The organism is Exiguobacterium sp. EF_C8 (assembly GCF_054956715.1).
Map to the genome: position 1 here is coordinate 2661565 of NZ_CM143264.1, position 18930 is coordinate 2680494.

At 46.2% G+C, this 18930-nt stretch carries 18 protein-coding genes; 5 read left to right on the forward strand and 13 right to left on the reverse strand.

Features of this window, described 5'->3' with window-relative positions; translation table 11 throughout:
- Positions 1-12: 12 nt before the first annotated feature.
- From gatA to ACY2IG_RS14115, 6 genes are all read right to left on the reverse strand, one after another.
- Positions 13-1455 (reverse strand): Asp-tRNA(Asn)/Glu-tRNA(Gln) amidotransferase subunit GatA, encoded by a 1443-nt coding sequence (gene gatA / locus ACY2IG_RS14090; protein ID WP_462618068.1) that lies wholly within the window; start codon positions 1453-1455, stop codon positions 13-15.
- Between the two features lie 15 nt (positions 1456-1470).
- Complete coding sequence (gene gatC / locus ACY2IG_RS14095; protein WP_023469336.1) at positions 1471-1761, reverse strand: Asp-tRNA(Asn)/Glu-tRNA(Gln) amidotransferase subunit GatC; 291 nt, start codon at positions 1759-1761, stop codon at positions 1471-1473.
- A 200-nt stretch (positions 1762-1961) separates the two neighbouring features.
- A complete protein-coding gene (locus ACY2IG_RS14100; RefSeq protein WP_462618069.1) occupies positions 1962-3179 on the reverse strand; it encodes an Nramp family divalent metal transporter in 1218 nt (405 codons plus the stop codon).
- 140 nt (positions 3180-3319) lie between these two features.
- Positions 3320-4831 (reverse strand): sodium/proline symporter PutP, encoded by a 1512-nt coding sequence (gene putP / locus ACY2IG_RS14105; RefSeq protein ID WP_462618070.1) that lies wholly within the window; start codon positions 4829-4831, stop codon positions 3320-3322.
- Positions 4832-4909: 78 nt separating this feature from the next.
- Positions 4910-6454, reverse strand: a complete 1545-nt coding sequence (pruA, locus tag ACY2IG_RS14110; RefSeq protein WP_029342578.1) for an L-glutamate gamma-semialdehyde dehydrogenase — start codon at positions 6452-6454, stop codon at positions 4910-4912.
- 130 nt (positions 6455-6584) lie between these two features.
- Positions 6585-6872, reverse strand: a complete 288-nt coding sequence (locus tag ACY2IG_RS14115; RefSeq protein WP_035410238.1) for a HesB/YadR/YfhF family protein — start codon at positions 6870-6872, stop codon at positions 6585-6587.
- A gap of 121 nt (positions 6873-6993) precedes the next feature.
- On the opposite strand from ACY2IG_RS14115, the gene ACY2IG_RS14120 reads away from it, so the two are divergent.
- From ACY2IG_RS14120 to ACY2IG_RS14135, 4 genes are all read left to right on the forward strand, one after another.
- Entirely contained in the window at positions 6994-7833 is an 840-nt protein-coding gene (locus ACY2IG_RS14120) for a hypothetical protein (protein WP_462618071.1), read from the forward strand.
- Positions 7834-7846: 13 nt separating this feature from the next.
- The gene (gene bcp, locus ACY2IG_RS14125; RefSeq protein WP_329469129.1) at positions 7847-8296 is read left to right on the forward strand and encodes a thioredoxin-dependent thiol peroxidase; all 450 of its coding nucleotides are present in this window, start codon (positions 7847-7849) and stop codon (positions 8294-8296) included.
- A gap of 330 nt (positions 8297-8626) precedes the next feature.
- The gene (locus tag ACY2IG_RS14130; RefSeq protein WP_056063166.1) at positions 8627-10276 is read left to right on the forward strand and encodes a peptide ABC transporter substrate-binding protein; all 1650 of its coding nucleotides are present in this window, start codon (positions 8627-8629) and stop codon (positions 10274-10276) included.
- A gap of 269 nt (positions 10277-10545) precedes the next feature.
- Complete coding sequence (locus ACY2IG_RS14135) at positions 10546-11196, forward strand: homing endonuclease associated repeat-containing protein (RefSeq protein WP_035410251.1); 651 nt, start codon at positions 10546-10548, stop codon at positions 11194-11196.
- A 97-nt stretch (positions 11197-11293) separates the two neighbouring features.
- On the opposite strand, the gene ACY2IG_RS14140 is transcribed toward ACY2IG_RS14135, so the two are convergent.
- Entirely contained in the window at positions 11294-12991 is a 1698-nt protein-coding gene (locus tag ACY2IG_RS14140; RefSeq protein WP_035410254.1) for a GGDEF domain-containing protein, read from the reverse strand.
- Positions 12992-13125: 134 nt separating this feature from the next.
- Here ACY2IG_RS14140 and ACY2IG_RS14145 point away from each other — a divergent pair, with 134 nt between their 5' ends.
- Positions 13126-13734, forward strand: coding sequence for a YktB family protein (locus tag ACY2IG_RS14145; protein WP_462618072.1), 609 nt, complete (start codon positions 13126-13128; stop codon positions 13732-13734).
- 31 nt (positions 13735-13765) lie between these two features.
- On the opposite strand, the gene ACY2IG_RS14150 is transcribed toward ACY2IG_RS14145, so the two are convergent.
- The 6 genes from ACY2IG_RS14150 to ACY2IG_RS14175 all read right to left on the reverse strand — a co-directional run bounded on the left by ACY2IG_RS14150 (position 13766) and on the right by ACY2IG_RS14175 (position 18775).
- Positions 13766-14278 (reverse strand): hypothetical protein, encoded by a 513-nt coding sequence (locus ACY2IG_RS14150; RefSeq protein WP_035410262.1) that lies wholly within the window; start codon positions 14276-14278, stop codon positions 13766-13768.
- Between the two features lie 163 nt (positions 14279-14441).
- Positions 14442-15512, reverse strand: a complete 1071-nt coding sequence (locus ACY2IG_RS14155) for an ABC transporter substrate-binding protein (RefSeq protein WP_056063175.1) — start codon at positions 15510-15512, stop codon at positions 14442-14444.
- Between the two features lie 3 nt (positions 15513-15515).
- On the reverse strand, positions 15516-16316 hold the full coding sequence (locus ACY2IG_RS14160; RefSeq protein ID WP_035410268.1) for an ABC transporter permease: 801 nt from the start codon (positions 16314-16316) through the stop codon (positions 15516-15518).
- Positions 16316-17122 (reverse strand): ABC transporter permease, encoded by an 807-nt coding sequence (locus tag ACY2IG_RS14165; protein WP_081780411.1) that lies wholly within the window; start codon positions 17120-17122, stop codon positions 16316-16318. Before ACY2IG_RS14165 ends, ACY2IG_RS14160 begins: the two co-directional genes overlap by 1 nt.
- The gene (locus ACY2IG_RS14170) at positions 17122-18216 is read right to left on the reverse strand and encodes an ABC transporter ATP-binding protein (RefSeq protein ID WP_035410273.1); all 1095 of its coding nucleotides are present in this window, start codon (positions 18214-18216) and stop codon (positions 17122-17124) included. The genes ACY2IG_RS14165 and ACY2IG_RS14170 overlap by 1 nt, the downstream gene beginning before the upstream one ends.
- Before the next feature lie 13 nt (positions 18217-18229).
- Positions 18230-18775 (reverse strand): helix-turn-helix domain-containing protein, encoded by a 546-nt coding sequence (locus ACY2IG_RS14175; protein ID WP_081780412.1) that lies wholly within the window; start codon positions 18773-18775, stop codon positions 18230-18232.
- Positions 18776-18930: the final 155 nt, after the last annotated feature.

Genomic DNA, 18930 nt, shown 5'->3' on the forward strand with positions numbered 1-18930 from the left:
TACATTCGCTCCTTATAACTTCGGAAGCGCGAATCCACCTGTCGCAAGCTCAAACGCATGCGCAGCGCGATAGATCGTCGCCTCATCGAAATGTTTTCCAATGATTTGTAAGCCGACCGGAAGACCGTCGACGAATCCAGCTGGAACCGAGATCGCTGGGACACCTGCTAAGTTAATCGGAATCGTCAAGATGTCATTCGCATACATCGTGACCGGGTCATCGAGCTGTGCACCGAGTTCGAATGCTGGTGTCGGTGCTGTTGGTCCGATGATGACGTCATAGTTCGCAAGGACATCTTCGAAATCTTTTTTGATTAACGTCCGAGCTTGTTGTGCTTTTTTATAGTAGGCATCGTAGTAACCAGAGCTGAGTGCATACGTTCCGAGCATGATCCGGCGTTTGACTTCGTCTCCGAATCCTTGTGAACGGGAATACTTGAAGACATCTTCAAGTGCGTCCGCTTCCGCGCGGACACCGTAACGAATGCCGTCAAAGCGTGCGAGGTTCGAAGATGCTTCTGATGAAGCGAGTAAGTAGTACGTCGCAAGCGCATATTTCGAGTTCGGAAGTGAGACTTCGTCAACCGTTGCACCGAGTGCTTCGAGTTTTTGGATCGCTTCACGGATGTTGGCTTTGACGCCTTCACTGACACCCTCGCCGAAGTATTCTTTCGGAACAGCGATCTTCAAACCTTTGATATCACCAGTCAACGCTTGTGTATAATCCATTGCTGCAACGTTCGCAGACGTCGAATCCATCTCACAGTGTCCTGCGATCGCGCTCAAAAGATACGCGTTATCTTCGACTGTTCGTGTCAACGGACCAATTTGGTCAAGGGACGACGCGAACGCAACGAGACCAAAACGTGAGACGAGACCGTAAGTCGGTTTCAACCCAACGACACCACAATAGGCAGCCGGTTGACGAATCGAACCACCTGTATCCGAACCGAGGCTGAACAAGACTTCGCCTGCTGCGACAGCAGCTGCTGAACCACCCGAAGAACCGCCTGGAACGTGTTTTGTATTCCATGGATTGCGAACCGGTTTGTACGCTGAGTTCTCGTTTGAAGAACCCATTGCGAACTCATCCATGTTCAACTTCCCGATTGTGATTGCCCCTGCTTCATGCAGACGCTCGACGACCGTCGCATCATGTGCTGGTACGAAGTTCTCAAGGAATTTCGAACCACATGTCGTCGTCATTCCTTTCGTGACGATGTTATCCTTGACGCCGATTGGAAGACCAAACAGTGGGTTCGCTTCGTGTTTCGCGACATCATCCATTCGTTTCGCTTGCTCGAACGCTTCTTCATTCAATGAGAGAAACGCACCGATTTTTCCGTCGACGCGGTCGATTTGATCAAAGGATTCCTTGACGAGTTCAGAAGCTTTGACTTCGCCATCCTGAATGAGTGTGTGTAATGTTTTGACACCATGTTCAAAAAGTGACATCGGGTCATTTCCTCCTTATTCGAACACCGCTGGGACGCGGACTTGTCCGTCTTCCCAATCGGGTGCGAGTCGTTCTACTTCCGTACGCGGAAGTGATGGACGTACTTCGTCCTTACGTAGGACGTTCTTTAAATCGAGGACATGAGTCGTCGGTTCGACGCCTGTCGTATCGAGTTCATTTAATTGTTCAGCGAACCCAAGAATCTTCTCGAGTTGTCCTGTGAATTGTGCTACTTCTTCATCTGTCACGGCAAGGCGTGCCAAATGCGCCACGTGGCGGACTTGCTCCTCATTAATCTTTGCCATGTCATTCCACCTCCGGAACTTTTGCGATATATTTTACACTATTTCTAATCATAGCACTTTTTGTCCAGACAAAAAAGACGATGGTGCATCGGGGGGAGGTCCGCACCATCGTCCTTATAGGGGTAGCAAAGCTTCCGGGCGGAAAGCTTCTAGTTATGAAATACCCGGTTTAAATCAGACGAAACAAAAATACTGAATATTCATACTAAGACATCAAAGAGTAAATAGATATTGAAGACGATGACGATCGAGACGATGATCCATGCCAACGCGTTCATGAAATGACTGTTTCGATATTCCCCCATGTACCGTTCACTCGCTGTCGCCCGAATCAAAGGGATTAGCGCGAACGGAATCCCGAACGATAAAGCGACCTGACTCAGGACAAGTGCTCGTGTCGGATCAAAACCGGAGAAGAGCAACAAAATCGCCGGTAACATCGTCACAGTCCGTCGAACGAACAACGGCAATTGAAGATGGAGGAATCCGCGCATGATCGCGTCACCTGACATCGTACCGACACTCGATGATGCAAGACCTGAAACGAGTAAGGCAATTGCAAACAGATACGGCGCGATGCCACCAAGCGTGACATGAAGTCCCTCATAGATCGCTTCAAGTGAACCAGCTTGATATTTCGTACCGTAAAATACACTGGCCGCGATGACGAGCATTGCTCCGTTGACCGCTCCGGCGATCAGCATCGCTCCCCAAATATCGAAGCGTTGGATTCGTAACAGCGGTATTTTGTTTGCAACATGTCCCATCCGTCGCTTCGTTAAATCGGAATGGAGATAGATCGCATGTGGCATGACAGTTGCTCCGAGCATCCCGGCAGCAAGCACGATGCTCGACGTACCCTCAAATCCCGGTACCAATCCTGCCGATAGATCGCGAAAGACCGGATGGACTTCAAACACTTCAATTGCAAAAGCGGCAGCGATGATTAAAACAAGCACCGCGATGACGGCTTCGAAATGTCGAAGTCCCTTTTGCTCGAATCCGAGGATGACGAATGATAAGACTGCCGTCAACAGCGCCGCCATGCGTAAGTCGATCGCAAACAGTAAATGAAATCCGAGTGCGGCTCCGACGAACTCCGCGAGATCGGTCGCCATTGCGACGAGTTCCGCTTGTACCCAGTAAAAGAAGCGATAGACCGGCGATAACTCTTCTCGAATCACCTCCGCTAAACTAAGATTGCTGACGATTCCAAGTTTGGCTGATAGGAACTGAATGACGACGGCCATCAAGTTCGAGGCAACGATGACCCAGAGCAGTAAATAGCCATATTGAGCACCTGCTGTCATGTTCGTTGCAAAGTTTCCCGGATCGAGGTACGCGACGGCAGCAACGAACGCCGGTCCGATATATGTCCGTTTTTTGGGTACGTCTTGTGTAAGTGGCTGTGTCACCATCTCATTCACCTCACTTTTTTGTTTTTATTATACGCTCATTTTGCGTAAGCGCAACAAATATGTTTATGGTAAATAATAACGTATCAAGTAAACAAAAAAAGGAGTGTCTCCTTTACTCAGGAAACACCCCTTTCCGTTATTTAGACGATTTTCCGCTCAGGCTCTGCACCTTTTAGTTGCGCTTGTACTTGATCGAACTCATCATAGATCGCTTGACTCGGTTCCTTCGTCACGAGACTACCGATAACGAGCGCGATCGTCGAAGCGATGAATGCTGGAATCATCTCATACATTTCCGAAATGTACGATGGTAATCCCTCAACATTCTGGTTAATGAGAATCCAAGCAATGACAACGACGGATCCCGTGATCATTGAAGCGAGTGCTCCCGTCTTGTTCATCCGGCGCCACAGTAAGCTGAACAGCACGACCGGACCGAATGCTGAACCAAAACCAGCCCACGCGTATCCGACGAGTGTTAAGATCGACTTCTGTGCTCCGAACGATAAGAGAATCGCAAGAAGCGCTACGACAAGAACCATAGCACGCCCCATCAACATCAATTCACGGTCTGAAGCATCACGTTTAAAGAAACGGTGATAGAAATCATTCGTTGCCGCACTTGAAGAAACGAGCAGCTGCGTCGAAATCGTCGACATGATCGCAGCAAGTAAGGCTGCAAGCAACAACCCTGTAATGAACCCTGGGAAAAGGTCACGTGATAATTGAATGAAGACATTCTCTGGATTTTTTAATCCCGCACTTTGTTGCGTGTAATAGGCATATCCGATCAAGCCCGTCACCATTGCACCAACGATCGAGAACGTCATCCAAATCATCCCGACACGACGCGCCGACTTCATCTCATGTAAGTTACGAATCGCCATGAAACGAACGATGATATGCGGCTGTCCAAAATAGCCGAGTCCCCACGCGAGAAGCGAGATGATACCGATCGTCGTCGTCCCTTTGAACAGTTCCAGTTTCGAGCCGCCTGTCGACCGGATCGTCTCCAGTGTATCATTAATCCCACCACTTAAAGTCAGCGCGACAGCTGGTACGATCAGCAATGCGATGACCATGATCATCCCTTGCACGACGTCCGTCCAACTGACGGCAAGGAAACCACCGAGGAAGACATACGCAATGACGACGCCTGCGAGAATCCAAAGACCTGTTGTATATTCAAGACCAAAGACAGCTTCGAATAAACGACCACCTGCGACAAAACCACTTGATGCATACATTATAAAGAATATTAAAATAACTCCAGCTGAAACGGTACGCAAAACACCACTTTTATCGTGGAATCGTTTTTCAAAGTAATCGGGAATCGTGATTGCATCCCCTGCATGTGCCGTATACGCACGCAGACGAGGCGCGACGAGTAACCAGTTGGCATAAGCGCCAAGTAATAATCCGACGACAATCCATCCACTGGACAGACCAGTTGCATACATCGCACCCGGTAAACCCATCAACAGCCACCCACTCATGTCACTTGCTCCTGCAGAGAGCGCCGTGACGACGGGACCGATCGTACGTCCTCCAAGCATATAGTCATTCATGTTCTTCGTCCGATAATACGCAATGACGCCAAGTGCGACCATCAGGCCGAGATATAGCAAAATCGCGAACCACATTCCGTTCATCCTTGCTCCCCCTTTTTCCGTGATATAAGAAAAACGGGTGTGCAGGTCGCACACCCGTTTCATCTATTAAACACCATTTCAGAACATTTCTGAAGTAGTTTTTGCTTGAAGATGTAAAGTCAAGTAATCCGGTCCGCCCGCTTTCGAATCCGTACCTGACATGTTGAACCCACCAAATGGTTGGTAGCCAACGATTGCGCCTGTGCAACCCCGGTTGAAGTAGAGGTTACCGACGTGGAAGTTCGCACGTGCGTACTCTTGATTCGTCCGGTCTTGCGTGATGACAGCACCTGTCAATCCGTATTCCGTGTTGTTTGCGATATCGATTGCTTCTTTGAAATCTTTCGCTTTCGTGAAGGCGACAACTGGTCCGAAGATTTCTTCTTGCATCAAACGATCCGTTGGTTGAACGTCCGCGACGACTGTCGGTGAGACGAAGAATCCTGTTGAATCGTCAGCCGTACCACCTGCGACGATGCGTCCTTCTTCTTTTGCGACGTCGAAGTACGACGTGATTTTCTTGAAGGCTGCTGCATCGATGACTGGTCCGACATTGTTTGAGACATCCGTCGGGTTACCGATGCTGAGTTTGTTTGTGTTCGCGACGACTTTTTCGAGCAACTCGTCATAGACAGAGTCGAGTGCGACGACACGTGAACAAGCTGAACATTTTTGACCTGAGAATCCGAATGCCGCTTTCGTGATCATGTCCGCTGCGTAATCGAGGTCAGCCGACTCATCGATGACCATCGTATCTTTTCCGCCCATTTCCGCGATGACACGTTTGAGCCAGATTTGACCTTCGTTCAGTTTTGATGCTCGCTCATTGATGCGAAGACCGACATCACGTGATCCCGTGAAGCTGATGAAACGTGTTTTTGGGTGATCGACGAGGTAGTCGCCGACTTCTGCTCCTGAACCGGGTACGAAGTTCAAGACGCCTGCCGGAAGACCAGCTTGCTCCATCACTTCAACGAATTTCGCTGCGACGACCGGTGTCGTCGATGCTGGTTTCAAGAGGATCGGGTTCCCTGCCACGATTGCTGCGACGGCTGTTCCAGCCATGATCGCGAGTGGGAAGTTCCATGGTGAGATGATGACACCGACACCGAGTGGAATGTAATCGTAACGGTTGTATTCGCCTGGACGACTCTCGACTTTCTTACCGTCTTTTAAGACGAGCATCTGACGTGCGTAGTATTCGAGGAAGTCGATTGCTTCTGCTGTATCCGCATCCGCTTCATTCCAAGGCTTCCCTGCTTCTTTGACGAGGTAGGCAGAGAACTCATGCTTCCGCTTACGGATGATGTTCGCTGCTTTGAATAGGACGTCCGCACGTACAGACGGATTGACGAATTTCCATGTTTCGAAGGCTGTGACTGCTGCTTGCATCGCTTCTTCTGCATGTTCCTGTGTCGCTTTTGAGACACGTCCGACGATCTCTTCTTTGTTGGCCGGATTGACGGAGACGATTTTATCTTCCGTCGTCACATGTTTTCCACCGATGACGAGCGGATAATCTTTGCCGAGTTCTTGCGTGACGAGTGCAAGTGCCTCTTCGAACGCTTTCTTGTTTGCTTCTTGTGAGAAGTCCGTGAATGGTTCGTGTTTGTACGGAATCATCTCTATTCCCCCTTTAATCTCTACTTTAAATCGCTTACATTCTCCATTGTACAGAAGCATGAGTCCGCTTACAATTATTCTAGTCAAAAAAATAAAGGAGCGACCGATTCGGTCTCTCCTCGTTCCTCTATCATTCCTTCGCTTGTGAAAAAACAATCTCTTCGTTTTCGATCGAGACTTTGACGTCTTGTCCTTGGAATAACCAGTCATCTTGGTCAGATACGACGAAATGAATACCGTCGACGACTTCCTCGACCGCTGCCCGTTCGACTTCTTCCATATGAACGCCGACGGAGAAACCTTGCGTTAAATCCGTTGATCCACCATATTTTGCGAAAAAGCGAATCGTATCGCCCGATTGTGCTTCCATCTCATTTTTAAAGTATTGCAATGCCTCGTCTGTAATATGAATTTTCATATCTATCACTCCCCTTTCGTTTAGTGTACCGATATCCTACTCAAAAAAGCGAATTTCCTGTATGGTAGAGACAAGATTAGCTATGAAATCATCAAGGAACACCCATCTAGGAGGAATTCGAATGAAACGATCGCTCGTAGTGCTGCTTGCGACCAGTCTCGTACTCGTCGGTTGCGGAAACGATTCCCCGTCTTCTACAAATACCAAATCCCCGAAGACGACGGAAACGAAACAACAGAAGGCTGAACAAGCCGTTCTCGATATCTATCAAACCTATGAAAAAACGCTCGGTCAATCGGGACGAGCAGATGCGAAAGACCTCGCATCGATTGAATATACAGGTGACGCAAAACAACTTGAACCCCTCGCCGTTGGTGCGAAGAACTTGAACGTCATTCCTGGTAAAATCGTCAGGTCGTTCCAAAAGGGTGACGTCGCTTATATCATCCATGAATTCAAGGATGCGAAGGGATCCATTCTCCCGAACCGCGGATCGAAGCTGTTATTGAAGAAAGACGATGAGTGGAAGATCGTCCTGACACCGACGACGTTCGACCCGGCCGTCTTCTCGACGCTTGGTGATCTGTTCACTGGGTTTAACGCCGATGAGTATGGTGTCAATGCGAAAGCAGCAGACGAAATCGGGAAAACGGATGAAAAAGAACAGGATGCCGTCTTCTCTCGCGTCAATGCGCAAACGGATTATATGGCGCTTGAGATGAACAGTAACATTCTGATGATTTACGGTGAGGCGCTGAAGAATGAAGGAAACCCTGAGACGCTTGTTGATTACTATCAAGACTATGCGGATTGGTATGAGGAAGAACAGCCTCTCCTCATGAAGACAGCGAAAGCCGGTACGGATTATGAGAAGTACTTGATCGCACTCGATCCGTTAAAAGAAAGCCTTCAAAAGAAGCTTGAAAAATATGCGGATCAATTAAACATGGAATTAGGATAAGGAGGAGTTTTTCATGCAAGCACCAACATTCACCCTTCCAAATGCACAAGGAGAACCAATCTCCCTTGAGGATTATCGCGGAAAAAAAGTCGTACTTTATTTCTATCCAAAGGATTCAACGCCGGGTTGTACGACCGAGGCATGTGATTTCCGAGATGCGACGCAAGCTTTTGAAGAGAACAACACCGTCATTCTCGGCGTCTCCGCCGATAGCCAGAAGCGTCATCAGAACTTTATCGCGAAATACGAATTACCGTTTCAATTGTTATCAGATGTCGATCACGAAGTCTGTGAACAATATGGCGTCTGGCAATTAAAGAAGAACTACGGTAAGGAATATTATGGAATCGTACGCTCGACTTTCTTAATCGATGAATCCGGTGAAATCGTCAAGGAATGGCGTAGTGTGAAAGTAAAAGATCACGTCGCAGAAGCACTTCAATACGTACAAGAACAGAAATAATTCGAAGAACCAGTTGAATCATTCAACTGGTTCTTTTTGTATGTGCAGATTATTAATATTCCTAATTTTATCCTTACATAAAAATAATTTCATGTAAGAAAACGTTGGTATCACACACAAATTTAATGATTTTGAAATAATCTGAAAATATTCTATTGATTTTTCTGAATATTGTATTTATTATTGATAACAAGTTGATCCGGTGCTTTCCATAGCTTAAGAATAAAAGGCGATGACCCCTCTTATTTTTAGTCGGACACCGGATCGCTATCCTATCGGTTCTTTTCGTTTCACCATATATATCTATTTCTTTTGGGAGGGATTTACTTTATGAAGAAGAAAAAGGCACTCGCACTCGTCGGAGCACTGACAATCGCTGGATCAAGTCTTGCGGCATGTTCGACGACAGATGAAGGTAAAAAAGAAGGCGGCTCGACATCAGGCGACAAAACTTCAGACAAACAAGTCTTGAACTTAACGAGCGGTTCAGACATTCCGGCTCTTAGCCCGACAGTCGCAACGGACTCTGTATCCTTCACGGTATTGAACAACGTTCAAGAAGGTCTGTTCCGTCTTGACGACAAACAAGAAGCAACACCAGGTGTTGCTGAGAGTGTGGATGTTTCGGAAGATGGACTTACATACACGTTCAAACTTCGTGATTCAAAATGGTCGGATGGCAGCGATGTCACAGCAAAAGACTTCGAATATGCGTGGAAACGCGTCCTCGATCCGAAGAGCGGTTCGCAATATGCGTATATCATGTATATCATCGACGGTGCGGAAGCGTACAACACGGGTAAAGGGAAAGCAGATGACGTTGCAGTTAAAGCGGTCGACGACAAAACACTCGAAGTCAAGTTGACGCAACCGGCTGAATACTTCAAATCATTGACTGGTTTTGGTTCATTCATGCCGCTCAAGCAAGAATTCGTCGAAAAACAAGGGAAAAACTTTGCGACGAAGCCGGATACATTCCTCTACAACGGACCATTCACCCTCTCGGATTGGAAGACGGAAGTCGGCTGGAGCTTTAAGAAGAACGACCAGTACTGGGATAAAGACAACGTCAAGCTCGATGACATCAACTTCAAGATCGTTAAGGAAGTCTCAACGAGCGTCAACCTTTACGAAAAAGGTGATGTCGACCAAGTCGGTCTGACGAGTGAGTTCGTTGATCAGTACAAAGATAGCAAAGAGTTCGATACGCGTCTTGATGCGTCAATGTACTACATCCAAATGAACTTCAAGAATGAACTCTTGAAAAACAAGGATATCCGTAAAGCGATCGATTCGGGATACGATAAAGCGCAGATGGCGAAAGTCCTCTTGAACAACGGTTCGATCCCTGCGTACTACTATGTACCAAAAGACTTCGCAAAAGGTCCAGACGGTAAAGACTTCCGTGACGGCAACGAAGGCTTCGGGTCATACGACGCTTCTTCAGCCAAAGCATCGTTCGAAAAAGGTCTCAAAGAAGTCGGTAAGAAATCAGTGAAACTCGAGCTTCTTTCGTACGATGATGACAACTCGAAGAAAATCTCTGAGTACCTCAAAGGCGAGTGGGAGAAAAACCTTCCAGGTCTTGAAGTCACGATCAAACAACAACCGTTCAAGAACAAATTGGATCTTGAATCAAAAGGTGAGTTCGAACTGTCATTCGCAGGATGGGGACCTGACTATCAGGATCCGATGACGTTCCTCGATATGTGGGTAACAGGTGGACCATACAACCGTGGTAAGTACACAAGCGATAAGTATGATTCACTCATCAAATCGGCTCAAAAAGAAGTCGATGCAGCAAAACGTTGGCAGTCACTGAAAGATGCTGAGAAAACACTCCTTGAGGATGATCAAGCCATCTCAGTCATGTACCAACGTGGAGCATCCTTCCTACGTAAACCGTATGTCAAAGGAGTCGTCAACCACAAAGTTGGTGCGGATACTTCGTACAAATGGGCTTCCATTGAAGGAAAATAAGTTATATCCGAAGACCAGATTCGCTGACGAGCGTGTCTGGTCTTTTTTTCCATATGAGCCGTTTGTCCTATTTTTCTGAATAGAATTAAAATTTCGTGTCATTCTGTTTTCATTTCCATGACTTCCATTTATACTAAGCAAAGAATCCGATTCACTTTATTTACAATATTTTGCGGGAATTATTCATAATTAATGGAAATGTACCGATATATCTAATACAGAGGACTTTTGCCTCAATATTACATCGAACTAGGAAGGAGGACTCACTCATGAAGCAACGTGTACTTACGAGTCAACAGAGTTATACAGAAGAGCAACTTGAGATGATTGAAGCCATCCGCGCGGTCGGTGAACTCATCCAGGATCGTCCACGCCGCACTGTCTATCGCCGTTATGCTCTCGTGAATGACTGGCCTCAGCCAGAAAACATCATTCGTCAATTCGGTTCATGGCCAGAAGCCTTATCTGCTGCTGGATACGAGTGGAATGTCGATCAACAGCCGGAGGAACTTGAGCGTGCACCTAAATACACGAAAGACGAGATCTTAAAGTCATTCGAACGGTATGCACAAGACGTCGGCTCGACGATCACGCTCAAAAAGTATCAAATGTGGCGTAAATCCGTCCATCATGCCCCGAGTCACTATCATATCGTCAAGATGTTCGGTTCATGGCATGACGCCTGTACCGCAGCAGGACTTGAAGCAAGTGTCACCTATTCAAAAGCTGAACTTGCTGCTTCCCTGCGTCAAGCAATCGAAGAAGTTGGCTTCTCCCTCTCCTTTGAAGCATATCGAGAATGGGCAAAGCGAAACAACAAACCATCGACGAAAGCCTTACTTCATCGCTATGGGTCTTGGTCAGCCGCGATCCATGCGATCGAAAACGAGATTCGCCTTAGTAAACAACAAGCCCAATGAACTTATACCTTCTTCAATCCTTCTCGTTCATTTGAACTGGAAGGATTTTTTACATCAAAAAAGAAGGTGACGCATCCGCCACCTTCTATTCGCTTCTTTAAATGACCTTCTCTTTCCACTCCTGATACGATGCGACACGATCGCGTCCTTGGAACTTGGCACCGACGTACATCGCCCGGTCCGCATTTCGAATCAGACTCGCGAGATCCCCAAGTTCCTTTAACGTATCGATTCCGATACTTGCTGTGATCTGAAGGGTGTGACCTTCAACTAAAATAGGATGCGCATGTAACGTCTCACGAATCCGTTCTGCAACGATTTGTGCGGAATCAAGATCCGTATTTGGTAGCAAGATGACGAATTCCTCTCCCCCGTAACGCGCAACGAGATCCGTGATACGTGTTGCTTGCATCAATAACTTCGCGACTTCAAATAAAACGACATCTCCGACTTCATGACCATACGTATCATTGATTTGTTTAAAGTGATCCAAATCAATCATCAATGCAGAGAACGGATACAGATCGCGTTGTTTAATACGACGATCCCCCCACTCTTGTAGCGCACGATAGTTTGGCAATTTTGTCATCGCATCTGTTCGACTATCCGTCAATAACCGCTCTCGCTCGTGCGCTCGTTCAACGGCCCATGATAGAACACGTAAAGCGCGGTATAACTCGTATCCGAAATCCTTCGTGAACTCTCCACTCGCATGGGACGCAAGGAATAAGGAGCAGTTAATCGTCTCCGTCGCCTCCGGTTGGATGAAGAGGACAGATTGTGTTTCTTCTGGCAGACAATCGTACAGACGAATATCCCATTCCTGTTGCATGCCGTAAAGAAGGACTTCTTCTTTTTCGATGATATCTTCAATGATTCGTCCTTCGACATGATCTGCTTTTAACTTTCGTCCATCCTTCAACGAATAGTAGACAGTCTGCTTGCCTTCTTCAAAATCAAACTTAATCCAAGCGATATCCGGTTTGACGAATTGATTGAGCTGTCGCAGATATCGCTCGATGATGAACTGTGCATCGCCGTCCTTCCAAGCTGCTTCTTTCAATCGCTCGATCTGCTCCCAATGTTCGATACGATCAGACGCTTCGACCGAACTCCCGAGTGCTCGTTTGATGATGAACAATGCAAATGCTGCCATGACGAGTCCACTATTCCCATTCCCTTGGACTACGAGTGTACTGAAGATCCCATATAACAGTTCTGCCGTGATGACGACTGCTTCAAAACGTAAGAGCTGGAACATGACGTCACTCGGAATGTTTTCTCCGAGAAGAAATCGAGATAACTGGTATTGTAACAAGAGTACGATCCAAAGGATCGCGACCATCGCTAGTAACGGAACGATGTTTTCTGTCAACAGGAATGCGTCTCCGTGTGTTCCACCTAGGGCATTATAGGCAAGACCTGCTGGCACGATCAGAAACAACTCGAGCGCGACATTAAACGGATAGTTGTGCAACATCCGACGACGTCCGATCGGCGTATGGATCGTCCGCAACTGATAGATGAGCATCGTCAGTTGACCGACGAAAATCGCTGATAACAAACCGTATGATAAAAACGTAAAGAGAACAAATCCAAAATGAAAGGTAAAACTCATATGACGACGACGGACAGGATCGATGACGAAAATCGTCGACAAGACGGCAATCAATAAGAACGTAAACAAATCGATGCTGAGATTATAATCCTTTGACTTCGCAAAAAGATCGATGCCAATGACGATTACGAAAAAAACGACCCAGCTTCGGAGGAGATATTGTTGAAAACGACGCACAAAACATTCCCCTTCCTCTTAAGTATGTAGTTGTATATTACTGGAAATCGACATGTCCATTATTCTACTTTTCAAGCAAAATGTCGAACTTCGATAGTATCCTTTGATACAATTAATGTGAGGTGATATTTTTCATGACAAACACATTCACGCAACATGCATTTGATACATTTCAGATTGATGGATTAGAACCCCGGATGAAGGCGATTCGTGAACGGATTCAGCCTATCTTCCGCGACATCGGTCAAGAAGTCGCACCTGACTTGACGGTCGCAACAGCAGAAGATGTCCATGTCCACATCGCGCAACATGCTCGGCGGAAGGTCAATCCTCCGAAAGATACATGGATGGCATTCTCACCCGATAAACGTGGATATAAAAAACATCCGCACTTTCAAATCGGTCTATTTGATGATCACTTGTTCATTTGGCTCGCTTATATTTATGAGTTACCGAACAAACAACAATATGCATCAAAACTGTTACAGCATACGGAACTGCTGACGACTCTTCCGGATGATTTCGTTGTTTCTTATGACCATATGAAAAAAGACGCGGTTCCTGTTCACACGACGGATCTTCAAAAAGGGTTACAACGTTTCCACGACGTCAAAAAAGCAGAGTTCCTTGTCGGTCGCCATATTCCGGCAGAACAAGTTCATCAACTGTCACGCGAAGAATTACTCGAAATGATTCGAAATACCTATTCGCATCTCGTACCACTCTATAAAACGATTAAATAAAAAGGATGGCCGAATCGGTCATCCTTTTTCGTTAGTTATATTTTACTAGAATTGACATGACTTGTGTACGGTCGGAATTTAAATTTAGATAAATGTTGACCTGTTTCGAGGAAACAGTCATGACGTTGAATGTTTTATCGAGTTTCGCTGTCGGATATGCTTTTTTAGCTTCTTTGACCGTCACCGTCCGTTTGATTTGCTTTGGATCATAGACGATGGCGCTAACTTTAGCTTTTGTGTCCTTCACGCCATACGTTGAACAGTAATGAAGGGAGCGATCTGCTGAAGCAAGACCATTTCCACTTTGACACCAATTGGAGTTCTTTTCCCCTTTGTACGCTTTATGTACTTGTGCAAGTGTCGTTTTTTCAAGTACGACTTTTCCATCGAGTGAGCGCGCTTGTTTCGCTTGTGTTTGAATTTCTTGAAGCCATTTGACGTCTGATTGTTTTGATGCCTCGACCGGTTGCTGTTTATATGAAGTGCCTGACACGATGCTGACAGTGAGAGCGGCAGTTAAGATGATTCCTAGAACTTGTTTCATGATGATGTCCTCCCCGGTGCCTGTAAAAAGGCGTTGATAATAAACTGATTCCCCTATTTCAAAAAATTATTCAGTTTTTACAGTTTTTTTTTGGGAACTTATATTTATTTTTATGAAGAGAAATAAAAAAAGAACCTAGTGCCCCCTAGCACTAGGTTTTTCCTCATTTCTTATGCATCTTAAACTCTAAGAACAACTCATTGTAATGCGCGAGCATCTTCTTCCCGAGGTTCTCATAGACTTCAAGCGTATCAGTGACTTGTTTATCAGGATAGAATCGTTTATCTGTCCGAACCGACTTGTCGAGTAACTTTAAGCCTTCTTTGTTCGGTGTCGAATAACCGACGTAGTCCGCATTTTTCGCTGAAATATCTGGGCGTAACATGAAGTTGATGAACTGATGTGCTCCCTTGACGTTTTTAGCTGTCTTTGGAATGACGATATTATCGAACCAGACGTTCGAGCCTTCTTTTGGAATGACATAGTCAAGTTTGTCGTTTTCACTCATGATCTCGTTCGCATCTCCAGACCAGACGACACCAAGTCCTGCTTCTTCGTTCGCAAGCAATAACTTGATTTCGTCCCCGACAATCGCTTTGACATTTGGCGTCAAACGCATCAGGTTCGCTTTTGCTTCCTGTAGCTTCGACTCATCCGTCTCATTCAAGGAATAACCGAGACTGTTCAAACTCATACCTATTACTTCACGCGCACCATCGGCAAGTAGAATCTGGTTCTTCAGCTTCGGATCCCATAGATCCTTCCAGCTCGTTGGTTTTTTTCCGATCAAGTCTTTGTTGTAGACGATACCGACCGTTCCCCAGAAATACGGAATCGAATATTTATTTTTCGGATCAAAGGATAGATCCAAGAAACGTGAATCGATATTTTTGAGATTCGGGATTTTTTGATGATCAATCGGCAGGACGAGCTTCTCATCGATCATCTTTGCGATCGCATAGTCGGATGGGACGGCGATATCATACGTCGTTCCTCCCTGTTCGATTTTCGTCAACATCGCTTCGTTCGAGTCGAATGTCTGATAGACGACCTTGATGCCACTCTCTTTTTCAAACTGTTTGATCAGTGCCGGATCGATATAATCGCCCCAGTTATAAATGTTCAAGACATTCTTACCTGAATACCCTTGTGTCTCGTTTAACTGATTCAAGGTGAATAGGATGACACCCGAGATCAAGAAAATCGCGACGAATAATTGAATCAATTTTTTCAACGGTCATTTCACCTCCGGTCGCGAAAGCTTCGTAGCAGCTCGTTGGTTCAAGAAGTAGTAGCCGATGACGAGCAGGAATGTAAACAAGAAGATGACGGTCGACAACGCATTGATCTTCATCGAAATCCCTTGGCGGGCAAGTGAGTAGATTTCGACAGATAATGTCGTAAAGCCGTTTCCTGTTACGAAAAATGTCACCGCAAAATCGTCAAGTGAATACGTCAATGCTGTAAAGAATCCAGCAAAGATACCGGGTGTGATGTACGGCAGGACGACCTTCGTTAAGACATCCCAGCGACTCGCGCCTAAGTCACGCGCCGCATCGACGAGCGTTGGACTCATCTCCTGTAATTTCGGCAAGACGAGAATGACGACGATCGGTACCGAAAATGCGATATGAGAGAGTAAGACTGACGTAAAGCCAAGCTGGATTCCAAGCATCGTAAAGAAGATCAAAAACGATGCTCCGATGATGACATCGGGGCTGACGATCAAGATACTGTTGAGCGTCAACAACGACGTCTCGACACGTTTCTTGCGGACCGCCTGGATCCCGATCGCTCCGAATACTCCGAGAATCGTCGAGATTGCAGCTGACAACAACGCGATGACGAGTGTGTTCAAGACGATGATCAACAAGCGTGAATCTTGGAAGACTTCCTTATACCAATCCCACGTGAACGAATCGAAGTTCGTCATGTTATCAGCGCTGTTGAACGAATAGAATGCGAGATAAAAAATCGGAGCATACAAAATGATGAAGACACCGATCAAATAAAGATTTGCTAGTTTCAGACGTTTCATCAAGTCGTCGCTCCTTTCTTCCGTTTCGTACTTGTCAAGGCAAGGATGATTGCCATCGCGATGATGAGGAAGACGGCAATCGTAGCGCCCATGCCCCAGTTCTGTGTCACGAGGAATTGCTGTTCAATCGCCGTACCGAGCGTAATGACGCGGTTCCCGGCAATCAAACGCGTGATCATGAACAGTGACAATGCCGGAATGAAGACAAGCTGACAGCCTGATTTCACACCGTCAAGTGTCAACGGAAAGACGACACGACGGAATGTCGTGAAATTTGAAGCTCCGAGATCACGTGCCGCGAAGACGAGCGATGGACTCAGTTTTTCTATCGCGTTAAAGATCGGTAGGATCATGAACGGAATGAAAATGTAAACCGAGACGAAGACAAAACTGAAATCGGTAAACAAGATTTGCTTCCGTCCGATTCCGATCGCTTCAAGCGTTTGATTTGCGAGACCATACGTACTGAATAATCCGATGAAGGCGTAGGTTTTCAACAATAAGTTGATCCACGTCGGCAAGATGACGAGCAACAGCCAAAGTTGTTTATGTTTCGTCTTCGTCAGCAAATAAGCCGTCGGATAACCGATCAAGAGTGAAAACAAGGTGATCAAAAAGGCATACCAGAACGAACTAAGCGTCATCGTTAGATACGTCGATGTGAAGAAGTTCCGGTAGTTCTCAAATGAGAAATTGCCATCAAGATCAAGGAACGAATAATAGACGACGAGCACAATTGGTGCGATGACGAATAAGGCGATCCAGAATAGATACGGGATGAGATACCAGTTACGTGATTTCTGCATCATAACACCCCGTCGTAGGATTCCAGACGCTTATCAAATTCTTCTTCCGTCTCGTTCAATCGCATGACGTGAATCGCTTCCGGATCAAACGTCAGACCGATTTGTTCACCAACCGTCGCTTTTTTCGTACTGTGGACGAGCCATTCGTTTCCGACTTCATCCATACAGGCGATCTCATAGTGCACCCCACGGAACAACTGTGAGTCGACCGTAACCTTTAGTTTTCCTTGTGTCACATTCGTAATTTCAAGATCCTCGGGACGAATGACGATTTCGACCGGTTCGTTCAGCTCAAGACCGCGGTCAACACATTCGAATTCTTTTTCTGCGAACCAAACTCGATAATCTTCGATCATACGTCCAGGAATGATATTCGACTCGCCGATGAAGTCCGCAACGAAGCGGTTGATCGGTTCATCATAAATATCTGTCGGCGTTCCCGATTGTTGAATGACGCCGTGATTGAGAACGAAGATTTCATCTGACATCGCGAGTGCCTCTTCTTGGTCGTGTGTGACGAAGATGAACGTGATCCCAAGACGACGTTGTAAGTCGCGGAGCTCATATTGCATCTCTGTCCGCAATTTCAAGTCGAGTGCTGATAGCGGCTCATCGAGCAAGATGACTTCCGGTTCATTGACGATTGCCCGGGCAATCGCGACACGCTGCCGTTGTCCACCCGACATCTCGGTGATTTCCCGTTTCTCATAACCTGACAAGTTGACGAACTTCAATGCATCGGTCACACGTTGTGCAATTTCCGCTTCCTTCACCTTCTTGATCCGAAGACCAAAAGCAATGTTTTCGAAGACATTTAAGTGTGGGAACAGTGCGTAATCTTGGAAAACGGTATTAACTTGACGTTTATTCGCCGGCACATCATTGATCCGTTTCCCGTCGAAGATAATGTCTCCCTCTGTCGCTTCCGAAAAACCGGCGATAAGTCGTAAGATCGTCGTTTTCCCGCAACCCGATGGTCCGAGTAACGTATAGAACTTTCCGCGTTCGATTTCAAAGCTGACTTGATCAAGAACGGTCTGATCGTCATAACGTTTCGTGACGTCCTTGAATTGAATGATCGTAGTATCTGCCAATCTAGTTCCTCCTTTATAGGTATGAGTCGGTTGCGGTCACAAGGACCTTTGTCTCTTGCATTGACTCATTGCGTAATTGATGAATTTCTGAAGCCTTATAGTAAAGTGTCTCCCCTTGCTTCGCTAAAAAAGACTGACGTCCGAGCGTCAACGTGACGTTCCCCGCGAGCACATAGACAAATGTCTCCGCTCCCGACGGTTCATACGTCTTGAAGGCTCCCCCTGGCGCAAGTGTCAGCAGGACCGGTTCCATCTCTTTTTCATTTGATTCCGGGATGAGCCATGTGACATGATACCCTTGTTCTTCGTCCGCATATGTTGTGACATCTTCTTCTCCATAGACGACTTTTTGATTGAGTGCGTCCTCATCAAAGAAATCCTTCGGTGAGATGCCAAGGACTTCAAGGAGATGAAACAATGTCTCGATCGATGGGGAACTGATTTCCCGTTCGAGTTGCGAGATGTACCCTTTACTCAGGTCTGTTCTTTCCCCGAGTTCCTCTTGCGTCAATCCCTTTTGAAGACGGAGGTTCTTGATTTTTTGTCCGATTGAGTACAATCGACGTCCTCCTCTCATCGGCTTAGTTTAGTATAAGATGACTAAAAGTTTACTAATCACGTACCGATTATAGCGTATTTCATTATTTAATCAACTAAAACGTTTGATATTTTTTAATGTTCATTTGACAGCGAGAACGCTTACACCTACAATTA